Below are 20072 nucleotides of genomic sequence, written 5' to 3' on the forward strand. Positions count from 1 at the left end.
CGCGAAAGGGCCGGCACATTCTGCGCAGATTTGTCCGTTGACTGCCGCATCAGCTCCGCTCAGTCTGCCTCTGCTTTTTTTGCTGAATTCCATTTCACAAAGGAAACAGTCGATGCCCTTCGTAACCATAGACGGACAACTGCTTCACTACATTGATCAAGGCACTGGCCCGGCAGTACTGCTGGCCGGCAGTTATCTGTGGGACCAGGCCATGTGGGCGCCGCAGATTGCCGCCCTGTCGCAACAGTACCGGGTGATCGCCCTGGACCTGTGGGGCCATGGCGAGTCCGGGCAGCTGCCCGAAGGCACCACGTCGCTGGATGACATCGCGCGTCAGGGTTTGGCCTTGCTTGATCATCTGGACATTGATCGCGTCACGCTGGTGGGGCTGTCGGTCGGTGGCATGTGGGGTGCGCGTCTGGCCTTGTCGGCGCCGCAGCGAATCAACGGCCTGGTGTTGATGGACACCTATCTCGGTCACGAGCCCGAGCCGACCCGCCAATATTATTTCTCGTTGCTGAAGCAGATCGAAGAGGCCGGCGTGATATCGCCGCAGGTGCTGGATATTGTGGTGCCGATCTTCTTCCGTCCGGGTATCGACCCGCAGTCGGCGCTTTATCAGGATTTCCGTGCTTCTTTGGTGACGCTGCCGTCGGATCGTCTGCGCAACAGTATCGTGCCGATGGGGCGGATTACGTTTGGCCGGGATGATCTGCTGTCGCGCCTGGGCGAACTGAACGCTGACACCACGCTGCTGATGTGCGGTGACCAGGACCAACCGCGGCCACCGTCGGAAACCAGGGAAATGGCCGAGTTGATCGGTTGCCCGTATGTGCTGGTGCCGGAGGCGGGGCATATCTCCAGTCTGGAGAATGCGCCGTTCGTGACGGAGGAGTTGCTGAGGTTTTTGGCTGCAAGACATTAGTCGATCTTGCTGACGCTTTCGTCGGAACGCCGCCCGGAGCCGGCTCCGGGCGGCGTTTCGACGAAGAGGCCCCCGAGGTCACTTGGCCCCGAGAATCTTCACCAACTTGTCCGGCGATGGCGCGCCTTGCTGCTGTTGCAATTCGCCCTTGTCATCCATATAGAAAATCGCCGGTGTCGCGGACAACTCCAGCTCTTCCATCAACTGCATGTTCGCCGCAAGCTTCGCCTGAATCGCCGGTGGCACTTCTTTCAAGGCCTTGAGCGAGCTGCCCTTGCCGGCACCTTCATGGTCTTGCAAGGCTTTCTGCGGGTCCTTGGCCGCCAGCAGCGCCGCGGATTTGCCCGGGCTGTCCTCACGGATGATGCCGACCATGATGTGGCGCAACTGCACCTTGCCGGTCTTCACCCAGGGGCGTGCCTGCTCCCAGAACATGTTGCAGTAAGGGCAGTTGGGGTCGCTGAACATATAGACGACCCGCGGTGCGTCCTTGTTGCCGTCAGCGATCCAGTTGCTGGCTTCCATCTTGCCCCAGATTTCCTTCGCCATCGGTGCGTAAACCAGTTTCTGCAACGGCGCGATGCTCAGGTCATTGCCCTGGGCGTCATACAGATTGCCCAGCAAGACATGCTTGCCATCCGGGGTCAGGTATAACGCCATGCCACGGTTCTGATACTGCGCCGCATAGCCGCGCAAACCGTCGGGGGCATCGAATTGGCCGACGATTTTCGCACCTTTGGCTTCGATCTTTTTGATCGCTTCGGGCAATTCTTCGGCAGCCTGTACCGACGGCAGGTGCAGCAGGGCGGCGCCCAGGGTCAACGTCAGCAGGTGGCGGAGGCGGGGCATGGCAGTTTCCTTGAAGAGGTGGCGGGTATGGCAGGAGAAGGGGTGTCGAAGTTTTCCAGGGCGCGGGCCAGGCTGGCTTCCGACAGCTCTCCCAGATGGCTGCCCAGCAGGCGACCTTCGGGGCTATAGAACAGCGTAGTCGGTAATGCCATGGAACCGACGGCCTGGCCCAGTCGGCCGCTGCCGTCGAACAGGACATTGGACAGGCTCAGGCCCTGGGTTTCCAGATAGGTGCTGACGCTTTGCATGCTTTCGGCCTGGTTGACGAACAGGAAGGTCAGGTCCGGGCGCTGTTGCTGGGCGTCTTCCAGCACCGGCATTTCCCGCCGGCACGGCGGGCACCAGGTGGCCCACAGATTGATGACCAGCGGGCCGCCCTTGTAGTCGGCCAGTTGCACCGTTTCACCGGCGGCATTGCGCAGGGTGATTTCCGGCAGGCGCGTGCCTTGCTCGTAAATCGTCAGGGAGAAGGTCGCCAGCAGCCAGAACGCCAGACCGCTGGCCACGCCGAATCCCAGGGGACGGCGCAGGCCGGGGCGCCGCCAGCCGCGATACAAGGCGCCGAGCAGCAGCACGATCACGCCTGGCCAGGCGAGGAAACCGCCGTCGCGCAAGTCGATTATCTGCCACGGATCGTCCCGATAATGGGTCCAGTAAAGGGCGACAAAACCCACCCGCGCCGCCAGCATGCCCAGCAGGAACAGGCTGAACAGCACCGACTCGGGATTCTCGCCACCGCGCTTGGCCACCCGCCAGCCGATGAAGGTCGCCAGCGCCAGGGCGCTGATCAACAGCAGGTGGTTAAGCGCAATGGCAAAGGTGCCGAGGGTAAAAGTCAGCATTAACGGGCGTCTCGGGTGGTGGTCCAACGTTGCAGGAAGGTGTCGGCATTGACCTCGCCGGTGATGCGCTGGCTGCGGCGCTCGATACCGTCGGCACCGATCCACAGCAGGCTCGGTGGCCCCGGCACTTTATATCGGCCGAGCAATTCGCGGCTGGCGGCATTGTCGGCGGTGACGTCCAGCCGCAGCAAGCGCACATCGCTCAAGGCTTGCAGTACATGGGCTTGGCCGAACACCTGTTTTTCCATGACCTTGCACGACACACACCAGTCGGCATAGTAGTCCAGCAGCACCCATTGGCCTTGGGTCTGTGCCGCGTCGAGTTCCCGTTGCAGGGCGGCGGGATCCTTGATGGTGGTGAAAGCGTCGTGGTCCACAGGGCTTGCGGCGCTGCTTGGGTTTGTTGCGCTGTAGACCTGCAACGGCTTGTAAATATCATCACTGCCGCCGGCGGCACCGATCATCAACAGGCTGCCCCACAAGCCCAGCAACAGCGAACTGGCGCCGAACAGGTGGGCGACGCGACCGAAACCTTCCGACTGCTTCCAGGCACTGTAGGCGGCGACCAACAGCAATGCACCACTCAGCCCGACCCACAGCGATTCGGCCAGTACCGGACGCAGCATCAGCAGCGCGGTGGCGAGGAACAGGAAGCCGAACACGCCTTTGAGCAGATTCATCCACGCGCCGGGTTTGGGCAGGAAGCGATTGCCGACGGTCACCAGCAATAGCAGCGGGACACCGATGCCGATGCCCATGGCGAACAGAATCAGCCCCCCATGCAGCGCGTTGCCGCTTTGGGCGATATAGAGCAAGGCACCCGCCAGCGGGGCGGTCATGCACGGCCCCACCAGCAAGCCGGACAACGCGCCCAATACGCCTGCGCCGATCAGGCTGCCGCCGCGCTGATTGCGCGAAACGTTTTCCAGCCGGTCGCGCACTGCCACTGGCAGTTGCAACTCGAAAAAGCCGAACATCGGCAACGCCAGCAGCACGAACACGGCAGCGAAACTGCCCAGCAACCAGGGATTTTGCAACAGCGCTTGCAGATTCGCCCCGAGCAGCGAGGCCAGGACGCCCATTGCCGCATACACCAGCGCCATGCTGACGACGTAGCTGGTGGCCAGCGCAAAACCGCGTTTGGGCGTGGCACCACTGCCGACGATCAAACCCGCCAGGATCGGCAGCATCGGCAACGAACAAGGGGTGAAGGCCAGCAGCAAGCCCAGGCCGAAGAACACCAGCAGGCTCCAGCCCAGCGCCCTTTGTTGCAGGCCGCTGGCCAAGGCCTGGTCCGGTGCTTCGACCGCTGCCGTGGCAGCTTTGCCGCCCAGATCCACAACCTGGGTTTGCGGCGGATAACACAGACCTGCATCGGCACAGCCCTGGAAGCCGACCTTGATCTGACCGGTCGCGCCTGCCGGGATCTTCAGTTCCAGGCCCTGGCGATAGATCTGCTGCTCACCGAAGAACTCATCGCTGTGCGACTCGCCCTCGGGTAGTACAGGCCGTTGATCCTGGGGCAGGCCATCGAATTTCAGGCGTTGCTGATAGAGGTAGTAACCGTCGGCGATCTGCCAGAACAGCTGGGTTTCCCCGGAGTCCAGGCGCTCGGAAGTCAGGATGAACGCCTGGCCGACCGGAAGAAAGTCGGGTTTGGTTTCGAATGGATTGGTCCCCGCTTGGGCCAGGCCCGAGATCAAGAGAGCAAAAAGGAAAAACAGTTGACGCATGGCTAGGCCCGATGTCTGTGCAAGTGAGGTGCACAATGGGGAGGGGCGATTAACTCATGATTAATCACCGGGCACCGAGACGGAAGCTTCAACTCCAGAGCCAGACGCTGTAGCTGACATTTCAAGTCTTGGTACGCGTACCAGTCCGGGCCAGGTGTTGTCATCGACTTTATACGGGCCGTATTCGATTTTGTTTTCCGGAATGTTGTAGGTGATGTACTCGTTATTGGTCAGGAAAATATAGTAGTAACTATCAGCGAGTGTCCGATCGTTTTGTGCAGCGGTGATGATCCGATGCTTGTAGGGCTCCAGGTCAGGCCATGCCTTGTAGATGGGTTCAACCTTCACTCGTTTTGATAAGCTCAGTCGTCGGGCAAATTTAACGGATAGTGATTGGCCGTTGTTCATGAGAAATCTGAATGTATTATGGTCAAATAGCGGGTCCTCCCACCATGTGCCTGCGACGATGTTTTTAAAATATGGAAGAATGTCGTGCCATACCGACCCCTCGACGGTGCGGTGCCTGATGACTTTGTCTTCATCCTGATCATACTTGCAGACCATTGGGATGCCACGCTCATAATAGAAGAGCCAAAGCTGATCCTGATCGGTGTTGTCCGAGAACTCTGCTTCGATATGTCGGGTGGTGAATCCAAATCGCAGATCTTTGGCGTATTCGTGAAAATCGTGCCAATTGCCATGGGTGATTTTTCTAGGATAACCCTGAGGCACCCGGTTATCGCCGAGATCGAATCGACTGTAAGTATTGCTGTCTTTAAAAAAGAAGAATATTTTGTCTTTTCCTGCGCGCCAGTCGACAGCAACAAAGTTTTCAAGTGTTGACATGATTCGGTTCCTTTTGGTTGTTCGGATTCGAAAAATTTATTGAGCCGCTTTGTATGTTTGAAAGTTGATTAAAAGTAGATGGGCACGATGCGGCAGATTCGCAATCCATTATTTTTACTTCTGTCTTGATGGTGTTGAGTTGCGGCTCTGATGCTACATCTTGAAGGGCGGGTTATGCAGTGTTCTTTAAAGCGGATGTGTTGCGATATTTGGCAGGGTAAGATGGGTTGGGCTTGTAGTTGTATTTAGTCGTGCGCCTGAATTGCGCCTGTAAAGGCTAACGTCATGCAATATTTACGGACAGAATTTTTGCTTCTATCCCGTCGCGGTCCCGGACATAATCGCGACTTAATGCTGGTTTGTTCAAATCGTGTTTTTTATGGAGCTCACCATGCACGTATTGGTTTGCGAAGACGATGAGCTTATCGCCAGCGGCATTGTCGCCGGCCTCACCGCCCAGGGGCTGACGGTGGAGCACGTCGCCACCGCCTCGGCGGCCCGGGCGATGCTCAAGGTTGCCGAGTTTGATGTAATGGTGCTCGATCTGGGCCTTCCCGATGAGGACGGACTGAAGCTTTTGCAACAGTTGCGTCATCACGGCCTGGAGATTCCGGTGCTGATCCTTACCGCCCGGGATTCGGTCACCGACCGTGTCGACGGCCTGCAGGCCGGTGCCGACGATTACCTGCTCAAACCGTTCGACCTGCGCGAACTGGCGGCGCGCCTGCACACCTTGTTACGGCGGGTGGCCGGGCGCAGCGTCAACCTGATCGAGCACGGCGCCCTGACGTACGACCCGAGCAGCCGCGAAACCACGCTCGGCGGCCAGCCGGTGGATCTTTCCCGTCGTGAGCAGTCGCTGTTGCAAGCCTTGTTGCACAACCGTGGCCGGGTGCTGTCCACCGAGCAGTTGAAGGACAGTGTCTACGGTTTCAACGACGAATTGGAAAGCAACGCACTTAACGTGCACATCCATCACCTGCGGCGCAAACTGGGTAACGGTATCGTCGAAACGGTGCGCGGCCTGGGCTATCGCCTGGGCCCGGCGGATGGCGGAGATCAATCGAAGTGATGAGCCTGCGTTTGCGCCTGAGCCTCACTCTGGGTGCCGCTTTTGCGCTGATCTGGGCCCTGGCAGCGGCCTGGATGCTCAGCGACTTGCGCAATCAGATGATGTTTTCCCTCGACCAGCGGCTGGTGGCATCGGCGCGCATGGTCGCCGGCCTGATGGAGCAATTGCCGGCGTTGCCCAGCAAGGGCGAGGGCACTCATTTCAGCGCTGAACAACTGAATATCCCCGGCGGCATGGCCTGCCAGGTCAGTTCGTTGCGCGGTGAAATTCTTGCCCGCAGTCACACCGACCCCCAGCAAACCCTGGAAGCCGAGAAGATGGGCTTTCACGATCAAATCATCGACGGCGCGCCGTGGCGCAGTTTCACCCTGGCTCGCGGCGATTTGCGCATTACCACGGCCGACCGGCAGATCGAGCGCGAAGCCCTGAACATGTCGATTCTGTTGGCTGCTTCGGTACCGGTGGGTGTGGCGCTGCTGGGCTGCCTGTGCCTGCTCTGGCTGGGCATCGGCCAGGGGCTGGCGCCGCTCAATCGCATGCGCGATGCCTTGATGAGGCGCAGTGCCGACTCCCTTGAGCCCTTGCAGATCCAGCCGCTGCCCAGTGAACTGCAACCCTTGCTCGATACCCAGAACCAGCTGTTCCAGCGAATCGGCAAGACCATCGAGCGCGAGCGCCGCCTGACCGGTGACGCGGCCCACGAATTGCGCAGCCCGCTGACAGCGATCAAGACTCACCTGCAAGTGGCACGCATGACCGACGGCGCGGCCCGGGATCAGTCCCTGGCCCGGGCCGAGGAGGGGGCCGATCGCCTGCACCGGACCCTTGAACAATTGTTGCTGCTGGCCCGGGTCGAAGGCAGTCTGTCGTTCGACGACGGTGTGCAATGCAGTGCCGAGCAGGTGGCGAAACTGGCGATTCAGGACGCGGCCAGCGGGGATCGCCAGCGGATCAGATTCCAGGTACCGCCGAAACTCTCTCACGCCCCGGTGCAAATGCCGGCGGTATTGTCGATCGCCGCACTGCGCAACCTGCTGGACAACGCCCTGCGTCACACCCCTGGCGACGGGCCGGTGGAACTGAGCCTGGAAACCACCGATAACCGCGTGCAGTTCGTGGTGCGCGACCATGGCCCGGGCATTGCCGAAGATGACCTGCAATACCTGACCCAACGTTTCTGGCGCAACGGCCAGAGCACCGGCTGTGGCTTGGGGCTGGCGATTGTCCAGGCCATTGTGCAGCGTTGCGGCTGCACCCTGAATTTCGACAGTCGGCCGGATGGGTTGCGGGTCAAGTTGACCATGCCATTGCAACCCATCTGAAAACAGCTCCAAACCCCTTGTGGGAGCGAGCCTGCTCGCGAATGCGGCAGCACTTCCATCAATGATGTGACTGACAGATCGCATCCGCGAGCAGGCTCGCTCCCACATTGGTTTTACATTGAACATCAAATGTAACTCCTCTCCATTAGCCACCCGGTCTCCACAGCGCTATCGTCCCCGCCAGCTTTGACTCAATGGATTGAGGTAACAGCGCCATGGATGCATCGATACACGTCTGCAAGGCAACCTCCGCCGACGCCGGCATCATCAGCCGCATCGTCGAGCGCTCCATCCGCGTCGGTTGTGCGCTCGACCACCGCAATAATCCGCAAACCGTTGCCACCTGGACTCACAGCAAGACCATCGAACATGTCCAGCGCTGGCTGACCGATCCACGGTTGTACTTGAACATCGCCCTCCTGCAGGACAAGCCGGTCGGCGTCGCCATGGCCGCCATCAGCGGCAGGATCTCTTTCTGTTACGTGCAGCCGGAATGGTTTCGACGCGGGGCTGGGCAAGCGCTGGTGCAGGACCTTGAAGGCTGGCTAACCAATCAGGGGTGGTGCCAGGCGCGACTCAACAGCACCCGTACCAGCGAAGCGTTTTACCGCCATCTGGGGTATCGGCCCTGCGCCCAAACCTTCATGGTCGCGGGGCTTCACGCCATTCCGATGCACAAAGGCCTGTCTCCACCGTCATGGAGCGCTGACCGGGGGGCTAAATCCTTGGGACCCTGATGCGTTTCCACAACAGGAAAACCTTTTTGAGGGTCGAGAGATGTCAGTCGCTACCAGCCTTGTGGAAGATCAGTCGGCCCGGATCACTCCGGCATCGACCGAGGCGCTTTATCAGTTCAATGAATCGCCGTTGCTGGCCCGTCAGAGCCGTCAGGAATCGAATGCCCGCAGCTACCCGCGACGCATCCCGCTGGCGCTCAAGCGCGCCAAGGGCATTTACGTCGAGGACGTCGAAGGCCGCACGTTCATCGACTGCCTGGCCGGCGCCGGCACGTTGGCGCTGGGGCATAACCATCCGGTGGTGATCGAAGCGATCCAGCAAGTGCTGAGCGATGAACTGCCGTTGCACACTCTCGACCTGACCACCCCGGTCAAGGATCAGTTTGTCCAGGACCTGTTCGGCCTGTTGCCACCCACGTTGGCCGCCGAAGCGAAAATCCAGTTCTGCGGCCCCACCGGTACCGACGCGGTAGAAGCTGCGCTGAAATTGGTGCGCACCGCCACCGGCCGCAGCACCGTGCTGTCGTTTCAGGGCGGTTACCACGGCATGAGCCAGGGCGCGTTGAGCCTGATGGGCAGCCTGGGGCCGAAGAAACCCTTGGGTGCCTTGCTCAGTAACGGCGTGCAGTTCATGCCGTACCCTTACGATTACCGCTGCCCGTTCGGTCTTGGCGGCGCGCAAGGGGTGCGGGTCAACCTCAATTACCTGGAGTACCTGCTCAATGACCCCGAAGCCGGGGTGCAGTTGCCGGCAGCGGTGATCGTCGAAGTGGTGCAGGGCGAGGGCGGGGTGATCCCGGCCGATCTCGACTGGCTGCGCGGCTTGCGGCGGATTACCGAACAGGCTGGCGTGGCGCTGATCGTCGATGAGATCCAGAGCGGTTTTGCCCGCACCGGCAAGATGTTCGCCTTCGAGCATGCCGGGATCATTCCGGATGTGGTAGTGCTGTCCAAAGCCATCGGCGGCAGTTTGCCCCTGGCGGTGGTGGTCTATCGCGACTGGCTCGACACCTGGCTGCCGGGCGCTCATGCCGGGACCTTCCGCGGCAATCAGATGGCCATGGCCGCGGGCTCCGCGGTGATGCGCTACCTGACTGAACACCGAATCTGCGAGCACGCGGCCGCCATGGGCGAACGTTTGAGCGAGCACCTGCGAATCCTGCAGCGGGACTTCCCGCAATTGGGGGACATCCGTGGTCGTGGCTTGATGCTTGGCGTGGAACTGGTCGACCCGACTGGCGCGCCGGATGCCCAAGGCCACCCGCCGATCTTTGCTCGCCTGGCGCCGCTGGTGCAGCGCGAATGCCTCAAGCGCGGCTTGATCCTCGAACTCGGTGGCCGCCACGGCGGTGTAGTGCGCTTCCTGCCGCCGCTGGTGATTACCGCTGCGGAGATCGATCGGGTCGCCGAGATTTTCGGCCGGGCCATGGCCGCCGCCACCGCGAGCCTCTAAATTTTCCGCTCCTCGGAACGTTCCTTCTACATAGCGGCTGCACACAGCGTGCAGCCCACCCTACAGCGATGGAGAGACAGCATGACGTCAGTATTCGACCGCGAGGACATCCTCTTTCAGGTCGTGGTCAACCACGAAGAGCAATACTCGATCTGGCCCGACTACAAGGCCGTGCCTGCCGGCTGGCGCACGGTGGGCAAGAGCGGCCTGAAAAAGGAATGCCTGGCCTACATTGAAGAAACCTGGACCGACATGCGGCCGCTGAGCCTGCGGCAGAAGATGGAAGAGCAGGCGGCTTTGGCTCACTGAGTCACCGCCCATAAAGAAGCCCGCTGAACGGGTGACAGTCAGCGGGTTTTTTCAGGTCTGGAATTTGTGTTGTCTATCAAGCCGCCTTCGCGAGCAGGCTCGCTCCCACAGGGGATTTGTGTCACGCCATAGATCCAATGTGGGAGCGAGACCGGCTTGCCGGCGAAGAACGATGACGCGGATTAACTGACGTTACACCCCGCTCAACCCTTTAATGACCAAATCCACATTCCCCTCCAGCTCGGCCACCGGATCCGCCGCATCCACGCTCAACACCACCAACCGACTCCCAGCCTCGGCAATCACCGCTTTCACCGCCTCCGACGGCTGCCGATGATGCAACACCACCGCCACGTCATTGTCCTTGAGCGTCGCACCCAATTGTTTGAGCGCATCGGCTGTCCACTCGGCATCCGGCCGCGCATCGACGCCGATCAGCTCCAGGTTGAGGCCACCGACCAGATAGCCGAAATGATCGCTCAGGCTCATCACGCTGAGGTTATCGGCACTGGCCAGACGCGACTCGTTGTCGGCGCTGAACTTGAGCAGACGCTGTTTCAGCGCCGCCAGGTTGGCCTCGATTTTCGGCTTGGCCTCGGGCGCCAGGCGCACCAGGTCCGCCGCCATCACGTCCGCCATGCGCCCCATGTTGTTGCTGGAAAACCATGGCTGACTGTTCAACCCGTCGACCTTGTTGCCCGGCTGCACGGCGATGCCGGGCAGGGCACCGTCCACCGGGCGCGCTGCGTCGACTTCGACGATACGGATATTGCTGCGGCGGGAGATCGGGTACAGCGGATCATCCGCCCACAGCGAACGCACGCCAATCACTGCATCGGCGTCGGTCGCCAGTTTGGCCAGTGCCGGTGCGCCACGACCCGTGAAGTAGGCGGTCTGACGGCTGCCGGGCAGGTTCGCCGGCGCCGCCCGTTCAAGGCTGACGTCGGTGCCCTTGAGCAAGACTTCGCCCAGACCGTAGGTAATCGGCAAGGACGCCAGCACGCGCAGCGGTTTGGCGCTGTCCGCCGCAAAGGATGTACTGGCCAGTCCGCACAGGGCGATGGCCAGGGTCAATTGACGCAGAGAAAAAGACATTTATCCAAGGTTCCCTTTCAGACTGGGGACGACGCCACGGGCAATGGCGGCGAGGGCGAAGGCGATACCGGCCACCAGAATGATCGCGGCACCGGACGGGATCGGCAGGTCGAAGACAATGGGTGCGAGAATCCCGCACAAGGTGCTCACCGTGGCGATCAGTACCGAGCACCAGAAGAAACCCTTCAGCGACTGGCTGAGCAAACGCGCCGCCGCTGCCGGAATTACCAGCAGGGCGCCAACCAGGATCGCGCCAATGACTTTTACAGCCGCCACGGTAATCAGGGTTACCAGAATCACGAACAGGTAATCCAGGGTCTTCACCGCCACACCGCGCACCGCCGCCAGTTGCGGGTTGAAGCTGGCGAGCATGATGCGGTTGTACAGCGGCAAGGCCAGCGCCATCACCAGCGAACCGACGATGGCCAGTACCAGCAGGTCATTGCCGTTGACCGTCAGCACCGAGCCGAACAACACGTTTTCCAGGATATGCACGTTGATCTTGCCGGCCAGGATCAACAGCAGGCTCGCACCCAGTGCCAGGGACACCGAGAGGAACACGCCGATCAAGGTGTCCGGCGCCAGGCCGGTGCGATTGCGCAGGTAGTTGAGCAGGATGCCGAACAGCAGGCAGTAGCCGAACAGGCTGCCGTAAGGTCCGGTGTAGGGTTCGCCGAGCAGGATGCCGATGGCGACGCCGGTCAACGCGGCATGACCCACCGCTTCGGAGAAAAATGCGAAGCGCTTGACCACCACCAGCGTGCCCAGGCCGCCCAGCACCGGGCCGATCAGCAAGCCGGCGAGCAGGGCGTTGACCACGAATCCATAGGCCAGTGCCTCGGGCAGATAACCCGCGGAGGCCCAACCCTGGACCATCAAGCGAAAGGCTTCGTAACTCATCAGACAGCGCTCCGTGGATGGGTCGAAAACAGGGTCAGCAGGCGTTCCGGGGTCAGTGCCTGTTTTGGCGTGGCATCGAACAGTACCCGCCGATTGAGGCCGGTGACGCGATCCGCCAGACGTCCGACCGCTTCCAGGTCATGCTCGATCCACAGCACGGTGATACCGCTCTGGCGCCAGTCGCCGAGCAGCCGTTCGAATACCCGGATGCCCGCTTCATCGAGGGCCGACATCGGTTCATCGAGCACCAGCAATTGCGGCGCCGGAATCAGCCCCTGCGCCAGCAACACGCGCTGGCGTTCACCGCCGGACAAGGCGCCCATGCGCCGCTTGCGCTTGTCCTGCATGCCGACCCGTTCCAGCGCTTCACCGATCGCTGCCGCGTAATGCTTGCTCAAACCGAGGAACGCCGGCCGCCGCTGGCACATCGCGGCCATGAAATCGTCGACGGTCATCGGCAGGCCGCGGTCGAATTCCAGTGCTTGAGGTACGTAGCCGATCGTCCCGGGCGTGCCCGGCCATTGCAGGCTCAGGCGACCCTGATGCGGCATCTGCCCGAGCAGGGTCTTGATCAGCGAGCTCTTGCCGCCGCCGTTGGGGCCGACCAGTGCATGCACGCTGCCCGGCTGGACCTGGAAAGTCACCTGGTCGAGGATCGTCGTGCGGCCGAGGGTCAAGCTGACCTGCGCAAAATCCAGCGTCGGACCCAAACCCTGTGGGAGCGAGCCTGCTCGCGAATGCGGTATCTCATTTAGCGATGATGTTGAATGGCTGGACGACTTCGCGAGCAGGTCGAATCGTCGCACCGTCGCTCCCACAGGGGAGTCGCTGAGAGTTTCTTTCGCCGTCATGCGCCCGACTCCTGAATCGCCCGGACCACGGTATTGAGGTTGCCGGTCATTTCCTTTTCATATTTGTCGGCCGTGTATTCACCATAGGAAATGTGCGACAGCGGGTACAGTTTCACCCCGGACTCACGCTGGATGGTCTCGACGTAAGTGGAGGGGAAATCCATCTCCGAGAAAATCACTTTCACGTCCAGTTCGCGCAATTGGTCGATGGTTTTTTTCAGCTGGCTCGGGCTCGGCTCGATGCCATGGGCCGGCTCGACCACCGCGGTGACTTCGAGGCCGAATTCGCGCAGCAGGTAGTCATAGGCCGCATGCACGGTGGCCACCCGCAGTTCGGCGTTCGGTGCCTGGGTCAGTTTGGCCAGGGCGTCGGCGCGCATCTGCCGCAGCCGTTTGCCATAGGCGCGGGCGTTCTGGGTGTAAGTCTTGGCGTTGGCCGGGTCGAGCTTGCCCAGTTCCCGGGCAATGTTGTTGACCTGGGCAATCGAGGCGCTGATCGACAGGAAGGTGTGCGGGTTCACGACCTTGCCGGCACCGCGGGCGGCGACGCCGGTGGCGGCCAGCAAAGGCACGTTTTCGTTGGCTTCGATCACCGGCACGTTCGGCGTTTCGCTGGCGGCGATCATGCGGTCGGCGAAGTCGTCATGGCCGACGCCATTGAGCACCACCACGTCCAGCCCGCTGATACGCTTGATGTCTTCGGCCCGGGGCTCATAGGCGTGAGGATTGAAGCCGGCCGGAATCAGCGGGACCACCTCGGCCTTGTTGCCGACGATGTTGGCCACGTAGCTGTAATAAGGGTGCAGGGTGATGCCGATGCGCAGGCGCTTGGCCTCGTCCGCACTGACCAGCGGGGTCAGCAGACAGGCAACCAGGCCAACCAGCAGCAGGCGCAGCAAAGAGCGTTGAGATGAACTGGACATGGGAAAGCGGTCTTCTCTCGGGTGAAGGCGAGGGTTCAGTGCCGGTGCTGGCGGGTCACGCCGGCATCGAATTGGGCGACGATCTGCTGCCAGCCGGCGCTTTCGAGCGCGGCGTCAGTCAGATCGGTCGGGGCTGCGAGGGCTTTGCCGGGGTTGAGCCAGATGTCCGGGGCATTGTCCTCAGCGCTCAGGCGCATCAGAAACGAGCCGGCCACGGCGGGCGCCTGGCTCTGGCCGAAGTAAGCCTTGGCGTCGAGCAATTGCCAGGCATGGCCGCCACGGCTGACGGAACTGGCGTCCTTCGCAAACGGCGCGAAGCCCTCGTCGGCGAGGACTTCAGGGGTCGGCAGGGTTTGCTGTTCCTGACGCAACAGGTGAATTTCGTCCAGCGTCACCCGCAGGTCGGCGTAGATGCCTTGCTCGGAGGCGCTGAGGTCGCGACGGGCATCCAGTTGATGGCTGCCGACGCTGCTGACCTCCTCGGACTCACCGCGCCAGGCGACCACCGAGCCCGCCACCGCCAGGATCATCAGGCACAACAGCAGCACATAAAGGGTTTCATGACCGGCTCCGGCCGGGCGCACGACGTGGGTGGTTGGCGTGGTCATGGGGCCTCGATGTCCGCTTGGTCGATCTCGACCACGTGACCGGGACCGGCGTCGAACAGCACGTAGAACTCGGCGCCGGGCTTCTTGAAGGTCAGGGTCGAATCGGCACCGAGCTTGCCCGGTACCAGGATGGTTTCGTCGTAGCCGATCACATCCAGGGTCACCCCCGGCGCGCCGCTGCCATCGGAAAAGCCACCGGTGCACTGGATCTGCTCGGCGTCGATGGCCTTGCACTCGCACATCGGGTTGTGGGCCAGGGCGCTGGCGCTGAAACCGGCGCAAAGCACCAGCAACGCGGCACTCAGCGGTCGGATAGCACTGATCATGGTTTTCCTCCTTGTGTGTTCAGCCAGGCGAGGGTGGCCGGGGATGCCTGGCTCAACGGAATGGATGCCTGATGCATGGCGCCGTCCCAGCCTTCCATGGTGATCCACAGCTCGGCGTCGGCCTTGGTCTTCTCGGGGATCGGCAGCATTGCCCCCATGCGGTGCGGCGTGCCGAAGAAAATCACCCCGGCGGCGCGCAGGCTGCGTGGCTTGCCGATGCGCAGGTAAGTCGCCTTGACCTGATCGCGGCAGCTGTCGCACAGCGCCGCATTGAAGTTCTTCATATAGCCGGCCGGGCCATCGAGCCTCGGCGCTTCATTGCGCAACTCGGCCAGGCGCAGGCTCCAGGGTCCGACCTGAACTTCACCGACTTCCCGCTCGCCCAGGCCCGTATCACCCCGAAACAGCGCGGCGTCGGCGAAATACTTGGGCATGAATCCCAGTGGCACCAGCAACAGCAGGACGTTGATGTGGAAACGCCATTTGTGCCAGAAACGGCTCAGTTTCGAACCCGGTTTTTCTGCGGTGAACAGGCTCATTGGCTGACCTCCGTGGTTTCACGGCTGGAGGCCGCAGCGGTCTGGCTGCGCGGGGTTTTGTTGCTGCGCTTGAAGGCGTTGGCCGTGGCCAGCGCCGTGCGCTTGGTCCAGATCAATAGTCCGCTGAGTACCATCATGCTCAGGAGCAGGCCGAAGAAGAACCAGATCAGCTTGATCCACAGGCCACCGAAATCGCCGGTGTGCAGCGGCCGCATGGATTCGGTGACCAGTTCCAGGCCCGAGCGGTCCGACAGCAGGCGGGTCGCGCCGACATCGCCGGTGTACGGGTTGATTTCGGCGGTCTGGAATATCAGCGGGTACCAACTGCGGCCACCCACCGAGAGGTAACTGTAGGCATTGGCGGGCATGCTGACAAAACTGTCTTCCAGCCCGGGAATGCTTGCCTTGGCCTGTGCAGTCGCGGCCCCCAGGCTGATCATCGGTGCCGGTGCGCCATCGGCGGTCATCGGCACGCTCTCGCGCGGGACCACCAGCGCTACCGGCGCGGTGGAAATCGAAATCTGGTTATCGAACATGAAGGCTTCGATCAGGAACCAGGTGCTGGTGACGGAAATCACCGCGATGAACCAGATCGACCAGATGCCGCTGAGACGGTGAAAGTCGCCCCAGAAAATCCGCGCGCCGTGGCGGATGCGCAGGGTCGGGCGCAGGAAGCCTTTCCAGAAACGCTTGTAGACCACCAGCCCGGTGACCAGGGACGCCAGCAACGGCAGGCTGAGGAACGACACCAGGTACCAGCCCCAGCTATAGCCGTTGGTGAACGGCACCAGCCACCAGCCATGCAGGGCGCGGGTAAACGCCTTGAAATTGAATTGCGGGGCGGTGCCCTGGATCACGCCGCTGTACGGGTTGACGTAGACCGTCACTGAGCGACCATCGGGATAGCTGACGTCCACGTCGAGGGCGAAGTGTGATTCGTCGGGTCGGCTGATGGACTCGACCAAGGTGTCGGGTTCGGCCTTCTTGATGGCGGCGATGATCTGGTCATAACTGAGCAGCGGTGCATCGTCTGTCGGCTGGCTGGCGCGCATTTGCGGGTTGGCCAGCCAGACGATTTCCTGGCTGACCACCGCCAGGGTGCCGGTCACACAGACGATCAGCACGAAAAACCAGATGGGCAAGGCCAGCCAGCTGTGGACCAGAAACCAGAGTTTGGAGCGGGATTTCTTCGACATGATTAAAGGTCTTGGTTCGATGAGAGGGCCTCTGCTGCGGGCTTCCCAGCGTTGAGGTCCATGAAAGGTCCGGCCGTGGCTTTTGCCTACGCGGCCCGACTGCATCTATATAAGACGAATGAGCGTCGGAAATCCCGAAGGGGAATATGAAAGAAAATGTTTCGCGTTCCCATCAAAACTGATTTTGCTTGGTAATGACAATCCGCCGCACGCCAAAAATGGCCAGCGGCGGCATGTAGGCGCCCCACAGCACCAGCAACGGCAGATCCAGTTGATGACCGGCCTCGATATCCGCGCGGTCATGCTCCAGATCGATGCCGGCGCCGGCGCGGTAGTCCTCGCAGATACCACGGCATCCTTGGCCATCTCGCGTTTCGAATAGTGGGTGTGCCGGTCGTTGGTCGGTGGGTTGCCGCTGTCGCCGTAACCGCGCAGGTCGGCGGCGATCACGGTGAAGTGCCGGGACAGTTGTTCGGCGACCTTGTGCCAGATGACGTGGGTCTGCGGGTGACCGTGCAGCAACAGCAAGCCCGGCCCGCTGCCGCCGATGCGATAGGCAATGTCCACACCGTTGACGTGGCGCTGGTCTTTCAGGAATCCGGCAAACATGGGGTGCCTCCTTGTTGTAATGCCTGCATCCTGAAATTGTCGGGTCCGTAGGACAAGTCGCAAAGTGTGGTGTGATTGTTCATGAAGTGTGTTCAAGGAGGTACGCGGTGCCTGATCGGGCCTCTTCGCGAGCAGGCTCGCTCCCACATGGATCTGCGGTGTACACATTATTCGTGAACACCAAGATCAACTGTGGGAGCGAGCCTGCTCGCGAAGAGGCCCGGTCAGACACTAATATCTCAACCCTGCTGAAACATCTCCTTCGCCCGCTGTTCAATCTGCTCCTGAGTCAGATCCTCCTTGTGCGTAGCCAGGAACCACAGATGCCCATAGGGATCCTTCAGGGTCCCCGAACGGTCGCCATAAAACTGGTCCTTGACCTCGGATACCACGATGCCGCCGGCTGCAATCGCCTGTTTGAATGACTTGTCCACATCGTTCACATACAGGTGCAGCCCGACGGAGGGCGATGTGTCCGGATTGCTCAAAGGCCCTTGATCGCATGGCGTGCCCAGCATGATCGGACAATCGCCGATACGCAGTTCGGCGTGGCCGATGCCGCCGTCGGGCATCGACAGGCGCATGACTTCGGTGGCACCAAAAGCTTTCTTGTAGAACTCGATGGCTTCAGCAGCCTTATGAATGCCCAGATACGGGGTGATGCTGTGAAAACCTTCGGGAATGGGTTTGACGCTCATGACGGTTCTCCCTTTTGTTATGAGTTGAAGAGGTTTCGTCGGTCTGCGGCCCAACAGGAGCAGGAGTTGCCGAAGGTGCGGACCGCGTTCGGACGATCTCTTGATTTTTGATCCTCAACAGCCTTCAAGTTCACAAAAGATCGTAGCCTACGGTAGGCCCACTTGCCCGCGAAGGCCGCGCCCCTATGTTTGATCTGTCCCCGATTCCAGCAGCTGCGCCCCCGGCCCCCGTTCCCCCAGCACGTCACCAAAATTACGCAACGGACACGCCTCCATCGACAAACACCCACAGCCAATACAGCCATTGAGCTTGTCCCGCAGCAATGTCAGCTGATTGATCCGCTCATCCAGATCCCGACTCCACCTTGCCGACAGCACCTTCCAGTCCGCCGCCGTCGGCGCCCGGTTGTCCGGCAGGGATTTCAAGGCCTCGCCAATCTCCGCCAACGGAATGCCCAAGCGCTGGGCAACCTTGATCAACGCCACTCGCCGCAACACTCCCCGGGGATAACGTCGCTGATTGCCCTGATTGCGACTGCTTTTGATCAGGCCCTTGGCTTCATAAAAGTGCAGGGCCGTGACCGCGACACCACTGCGCGCCGCCACTTGGCCGACAGTGAGTTCCTGATGCAGGTTTTGCGAGGTGATCATTTGAAAAATGCCCCTTGACCTCTAGTTAACTAGAGGTTTTACCCTGCAGGCCTTCGGATCGCAAGGTCCGTCTTACAGGTAAGTGGGGGCTATTCATGCAGGCGTCAGAGAAAAATCGCAGCTTCACCCAGCTGATCGAATTCGAGATCGAACCTCATCAACAACCGGCGCTGGTATCGGCACTGTCGGCCCAAACCGAGCGCCTGGCTCAGTGCCACACCGGATTTCTGAGCGCCAGCATCCAGGCCAGCGACGACGGCCGACGGGTGCTCAATTATCTGCAATGGCAATCCCGCGAGGCCGGGGAAGCCGCGTTTCAGGGTTTTGAAAGCGGCGAACAGGACTTCTGGCAGTTGATCCGCGCTCATCAGGCGAAAACCGTGACCTTCGGTTCGTTCCAGGTGCTGCACAGCCTGGAACGCAGCCACGACAATGCGCTGCACTGCAACCTGGTGCAGCAAGGGTGAGCGCCTAGATCGACAACTGCATCAAGCGCTCGCCCTGGACGTTTTCCGTTGGCCGGCGCTTGTTCACCGCCAGCTCGCCGATCTTGATCAGTCGGGTGCGGGTCACGTTGCGGCTCAGCCCCAGCAGTGCAGCGGTGTGCACCTGGTTGTAATGGCTGAAGCGGTAGGCCGCCCGCAGCAAGGCGTCTTCGACTTTCTCGTGCAGCGCGCCGGCCTGTTCCTCGAAGAGCTTTTGAAACGCCCGATCGAGCAAGGCTTCCGGTGAGTCGTCGACCTGGGAATGGTGATCGTCCTGACGCTCGATGCGCATGTTCGACAGGCGCAGGTCATCGCGTTCGATCACGCTGTTGCGGCAGATCAGCAAGGTGTGGTGAATGACGTTTTCCAGTTCGCGGATATTCCCCGGCCAACTGTAACTGCGCAACTTGAGTTCGGCTTCCTTGCTGATGGTGATGGTGCCGTAGCCAAGGCGCTGGCTGTAGGCTTCGACGAAGTGTCGGGTCAGCGGCAGGATGTCCCCGGGGCGATCGCGCAGCGGGCTCAATTCCAGGCTGACGACATCGAGGCGGTAATACAGGTCCTCGCGAAAATGCCCGGCGTTGATGGCTTTTTCCAGTTGCACATTAGTGGCTGCCAATACCCGCACGTCGATTGGAATGCTCTTGCGCGAACCCAGTCGCACCACTTCGCGCTCCTGCAGCACGCGCAGCAACTTGACCTGAATCGCCATCGGCAGATCACCGATTTCATCAAGGAACAAAGTGCCGCCGTCGGCCTCTTCGAACCATCCGGCCTTGGCGCTAAGCGCGCCGGTGAAGGCGCCTTTTTCGTGGCCGAACAGCTCGGCCTCCACCAGGGATTCAGAGAACGCACCGCAGTTCACCGCCACGAAAGGGCGGTTGCGCCGGGCGCTGAGGTTGTGGATATGCCGCGCCACCAGTTCCTTGCCGGTGCCGGTTTCGCCAATGATCAGCACGCTGGCTTCACTTGGCGCGACTTGTTGAATGTGTGCGAGCAAGGCCTGGGATTTCGGGTCTTCGAACACCTGCGCGGTAGCGCGGATCGAAGTGGCCAGGGCGGGCGAGGGCGGTAGGGTCAGCAGTTGCATGGGGCAGGCTCCA

General features: G+C 61.1%; 22 protein-coding genes and 1 pseudogene. 7 read left to right on the top strand and 16 right to left on the bottom strand.

From position 1 onward, the window contains the following. The first annotated feature begins 112 nt into the window (after positions 1 to 112). The gene (locus ACA041_RS07220; protein ID WP_497440493.1) at positions 113 to 925 is read left to right on the top strand and encodes an alpha/beta fold hydrolase; all 813 of its coding nucleotides are present in this window, start codon (positions 113 to 115) and stop codon (positions 923 to 925) included. A 78-nt stretch (positions 926 to 1003) separates the two neighbouring features. On the opposite strand, the gene dsbG is transcribed toward ACA041_RS07220, so the two are convergent. The 4 genes from dsbG to ACA041_RS07240 are packed head-to-tail and all read right to left on the bottom strand — an operon-like array spanning position 1004 to position 5195. Then, a complete protein-coding gene (gene dsbG / locus ACA041_RS07225; RefSeq protein WP_497440494.1) occupies positions 1004 to 1774 on the bottom strand; it encodes a thiol:disulfide interchange protein DsbG in 771 nt (256 codons plus the stop codon). Further along, positions 1750 to 2616: a TlpA family protein disulfide reductase gene (locus ACA041_RS07230; protein ID WP_497440495.1), complete on the bottom strand. Its 867-nt coding sequence runs from the start codon at positions 2614 to 2616 to the stop codon at positions 1750 to 1752. The genes dsbG and ACA041_RS07230 overlap by 25 nt, the downstream gene beginning before the upstream one ends. Continuing rightward, complete coding sequence (gene dsbD / locus ACA041_RS07235; protein WP_497440496.1) at positions 2616 to 4349, bottom strand: protein-disulfide reductase DsbD; 1734 nt, start codon at positions 4347 to 4349, stop codon at positions 2616 to 2618. Before dsbD ends, ACA041_RS07230 begins: the two co-directional genes overlap by 1 nt. 60 nt (positions 4350 to 4409) lie before the next feature. Beyond that, positions 4410 to 5195, bottom strand: a complete 786-nt coding sequence (locus ACA041_RS07240; protein ID WP_497440497.1) for a hypothetical protein — start codon at positions 5193 to 5195, stop codon at positions 4410 to 4412. Between the two features lie 391 nt (positions 5196 to 5586). On the opposite strand from ACA041_RS07240, the gene ACA041_RS07245 reads away from it, so the two are divergent. From ACA041_RS07245 to ACA041_RS07265, 5 genes are all read left to right on the top strand, one after another. After that, positions 5587 to 6267 carry a response regulator gene (locus ACA041_RS07245; protein ID WP_497440498.1) on the top strand — a complete coding sequence of 227 codons (681 nt, stop codon included), beginning with the start codon at positions 5587 to 5589 and terminating at the stop codon, positions 6265 to 6267. Next, the gene (locus ACA041_RS07250) at positions 6264 to 7589 is read left to right on the top strand and encodes an ATP-binding protein (protein ID WP_497440499.1); all 1326 of its coding nucleotides are present in this window, start codon (positions 6264 to 6266) and stop codon (positions 7587 to 7589) included. Before ACA041_RS07245 ends, ACA041_RS07250 begins: the two co-directional genes overlap by 4 nt. Before the next feature lie 215 nt (positions 7590 to 7804). Continuing rightward, positions 7805 to 8326: a GNAT family N-acetyltransferase gene (locus ACA041_RS07255; RefSeq protein WP_497440500.1), complete on the top strand. Its 522-nt coding sequence runs from the start codon at positions 7805 to 7807 to the stop codon at positions 8324 to 8326. A gap of 40 nt (positions 8327 to 8366) precedes the next feature. Continuing rightward, a complete protein-coding gene (locus ACA041_RS07260) occupies positions 8367 to 9779 on the top strand; it encodes an aspartate aminotransferase family protein (protein WP_497440501.1) in 1413 nt (470 codons plus the stop codon). Between the two features lie 81 nt (positions 9780 to 9860). Further along, entirely contained in the window at positions 9861 to 10088 is a 228-nt protein-coding gene (locus tag ACA041_RS07265) for an MbtH family protein (protein ID WP_134419182.1), read from the top strand. A gap of 192 nt (positions 10089 to 10280) precedes the next feature. On the opposite strand, the gene ACA041_RS07270 is transcribed toward ACA041_RS07265, so the two are convergent. The 11 genes and pseudogenes from ACA041_RS07270 to soxR all read right to left on the bottom strand — a co-directional run bounded on the left by ACA041_RS07270 (position 10281) and on the right by soxR (position 18484). After that, positions 10281 to 11183, bottom strand: coding sequence for a metal ABC transporter substrate-binding protein (locus ACA041_RS07270; RefSeq protein WP_497440502.1), 903 nt, complete (start codon positions 11181 to 11183; stop codon positions 10281 to 10283). After that, positions 11184 to 12083, bottom strand: a complete 900-nt coding sequence (locus ACA041_RS07275; protein ID WP_401213298.1) for a metal ABC transporter permease — start codon at positions 12081 to 12083, stop codon at positions 11184 to 11186. Continuing rightward, positions 12083 to 12934, bottom strand: coding sequence for a metal ABC transporter ATP-binding protein (locus ACA041_RS07280; RefSeq protein ID WP_497440503.1), 852 nt, complete (start codon positions 12932 to 12934; stop codon positions 12083 to 12085). The genes ACA041_RS07275 and ACA041_RS07280 overlap by 1 nt, the downstream gene beginning before the upstream one ends. After that, positions 12931 to 13857, bottom strand: coding sequence for a metal ABC transporter substrate-binding protein (locus ACA041_RS07285; RefSeq protein WP_497440504.1), 927 nt, complete (start codon positions 13855 to 13857; stop codon positions 12931 to 12933). Before ACA041_RS07285 ends, ACA041_RS07280 begins: the two co-directional genes overlap by 4 nt. Before the next feature lie 35 nt (positions 13858 to 13892). Continuing rightward, on the bottom strand, positions 13893 to 14465 hold the full coding sequence (locus ACA041_RS07290; protein WP_497440505.1) for a DUF6162 family protein: 573 nt from the start codon (positions 14463 to 14465) through the stop codon (positions 13893 to 13895). Further along, positions 14462 to 14791, bottom strand: a complete 330-nt coding sequence (locus ACA041_RS07295) for a hypothetical protein (protein WP_497440506.1) — start codon at positions 14789 to 14791, stop codon at positions 14462 to 14464. The genes ACA041_RS07290 and ACA041_RS07295 overlap by 4 nt, the downstream gene beginning before the upstream one ends. Further along, the gene (locus ACA041_RS07300) at positions 14788 to 15330 is read right to left on the bottom strand and encodes a PA2404 family protein (protein WP_497440507.1); all 543 of its coding nucleotides are present in this window, start codon (positions 15328 to 15330) and stop codon (positions 14788 to 14790) included. Before ACA041_RS07300 ends, ACA041_RS07295 begins: the two co-directional genes overlap by 4 nt. Further along, the gene (locus tag ACA041_RS07305) at positions 15327 to 16526 is read right to left on the bottom strand and encodes a PepSY-associated TM helix domain-containing protein (RefSeq protein ID WP_497440508.1); all 1200 of its coding nucleotides are present in this window, start codon (positions 16524 to 16526) and stop codon (positions 15327 to 15329) included. Before ACA041_RS07305 ends, ACA041_RS07300 begins: the two co-directional genes overlap by 4 nt. 238 nt (positions 16527 to 16764) lie before the next feature. After that, a pseudogene (locus tag ACA041_RS07310) lies at positions 16765 to 17135 on the bottom strand (alpha/beta fold hydrolase); the annotation flags it as partial. A gap of 239 nt (positions 17136 to 17374) precedes the next feature. Beyond that, positions 17375 to 17833: a VOC family protein gene (locus tag ACA041_RS07315; protein WP_497440509.1), complete on the bottom strand. Its 459-nt coding sequence runs from the start codon at positions 17831 to 17833 to the stop codon at positions 17375 to 17377. Positions 17834 to 18016: 183 nt separating this feature from the next. Beyond that, entirely contained in the window at positions 18017 to 18484 is a 468-nt protein-coding gene (soxR, locus tag ACA041_RS07320; RefSeq protein WP_497440510.1) for a redox-sensitive transcriptional activator SoxR, read from the bottom strand. A 95-nt stretch (positions 18485 to 18579) separates the two neighbouring features. Between soxR and ACA041_RS07325 the strand changes: the two genes are divergently transcribed. After that, positions 18580 to 18951: an antibiotic biosynthesis monooxygenase gene (locus ACA041_RS07325; protein ID WP_497440511.1), complete on the top strand. Its 372-nt coding sequence runs from the start codon at positions 18580 to 18582 to the stop codon at positions 18949 to 18951. A gap of 4 nt (positions 18952 to 18955) precedes the next feature. Here ACA041_RS07325 and ACA041_RS07330 read toward each other — a convergent pair whose 3' ends face one another. Then, on the bottom strand, positions 18956 to 20059 hold the full coding sequence (locus ACA041_RS07330; RefSeq protein WP_497440512.1) for a sigma-54 interaction domain-containing protein: 1104 nt from the start codon (positions 20057 to 20059) through the stop codon (positions 18956 to 18958). Positions 20060 to 20072 lie beyond the last annotated feature (13 nt).

This window comes from Pseudomonas sp. LBUM1676 (genome assembly GCF_059695605.1).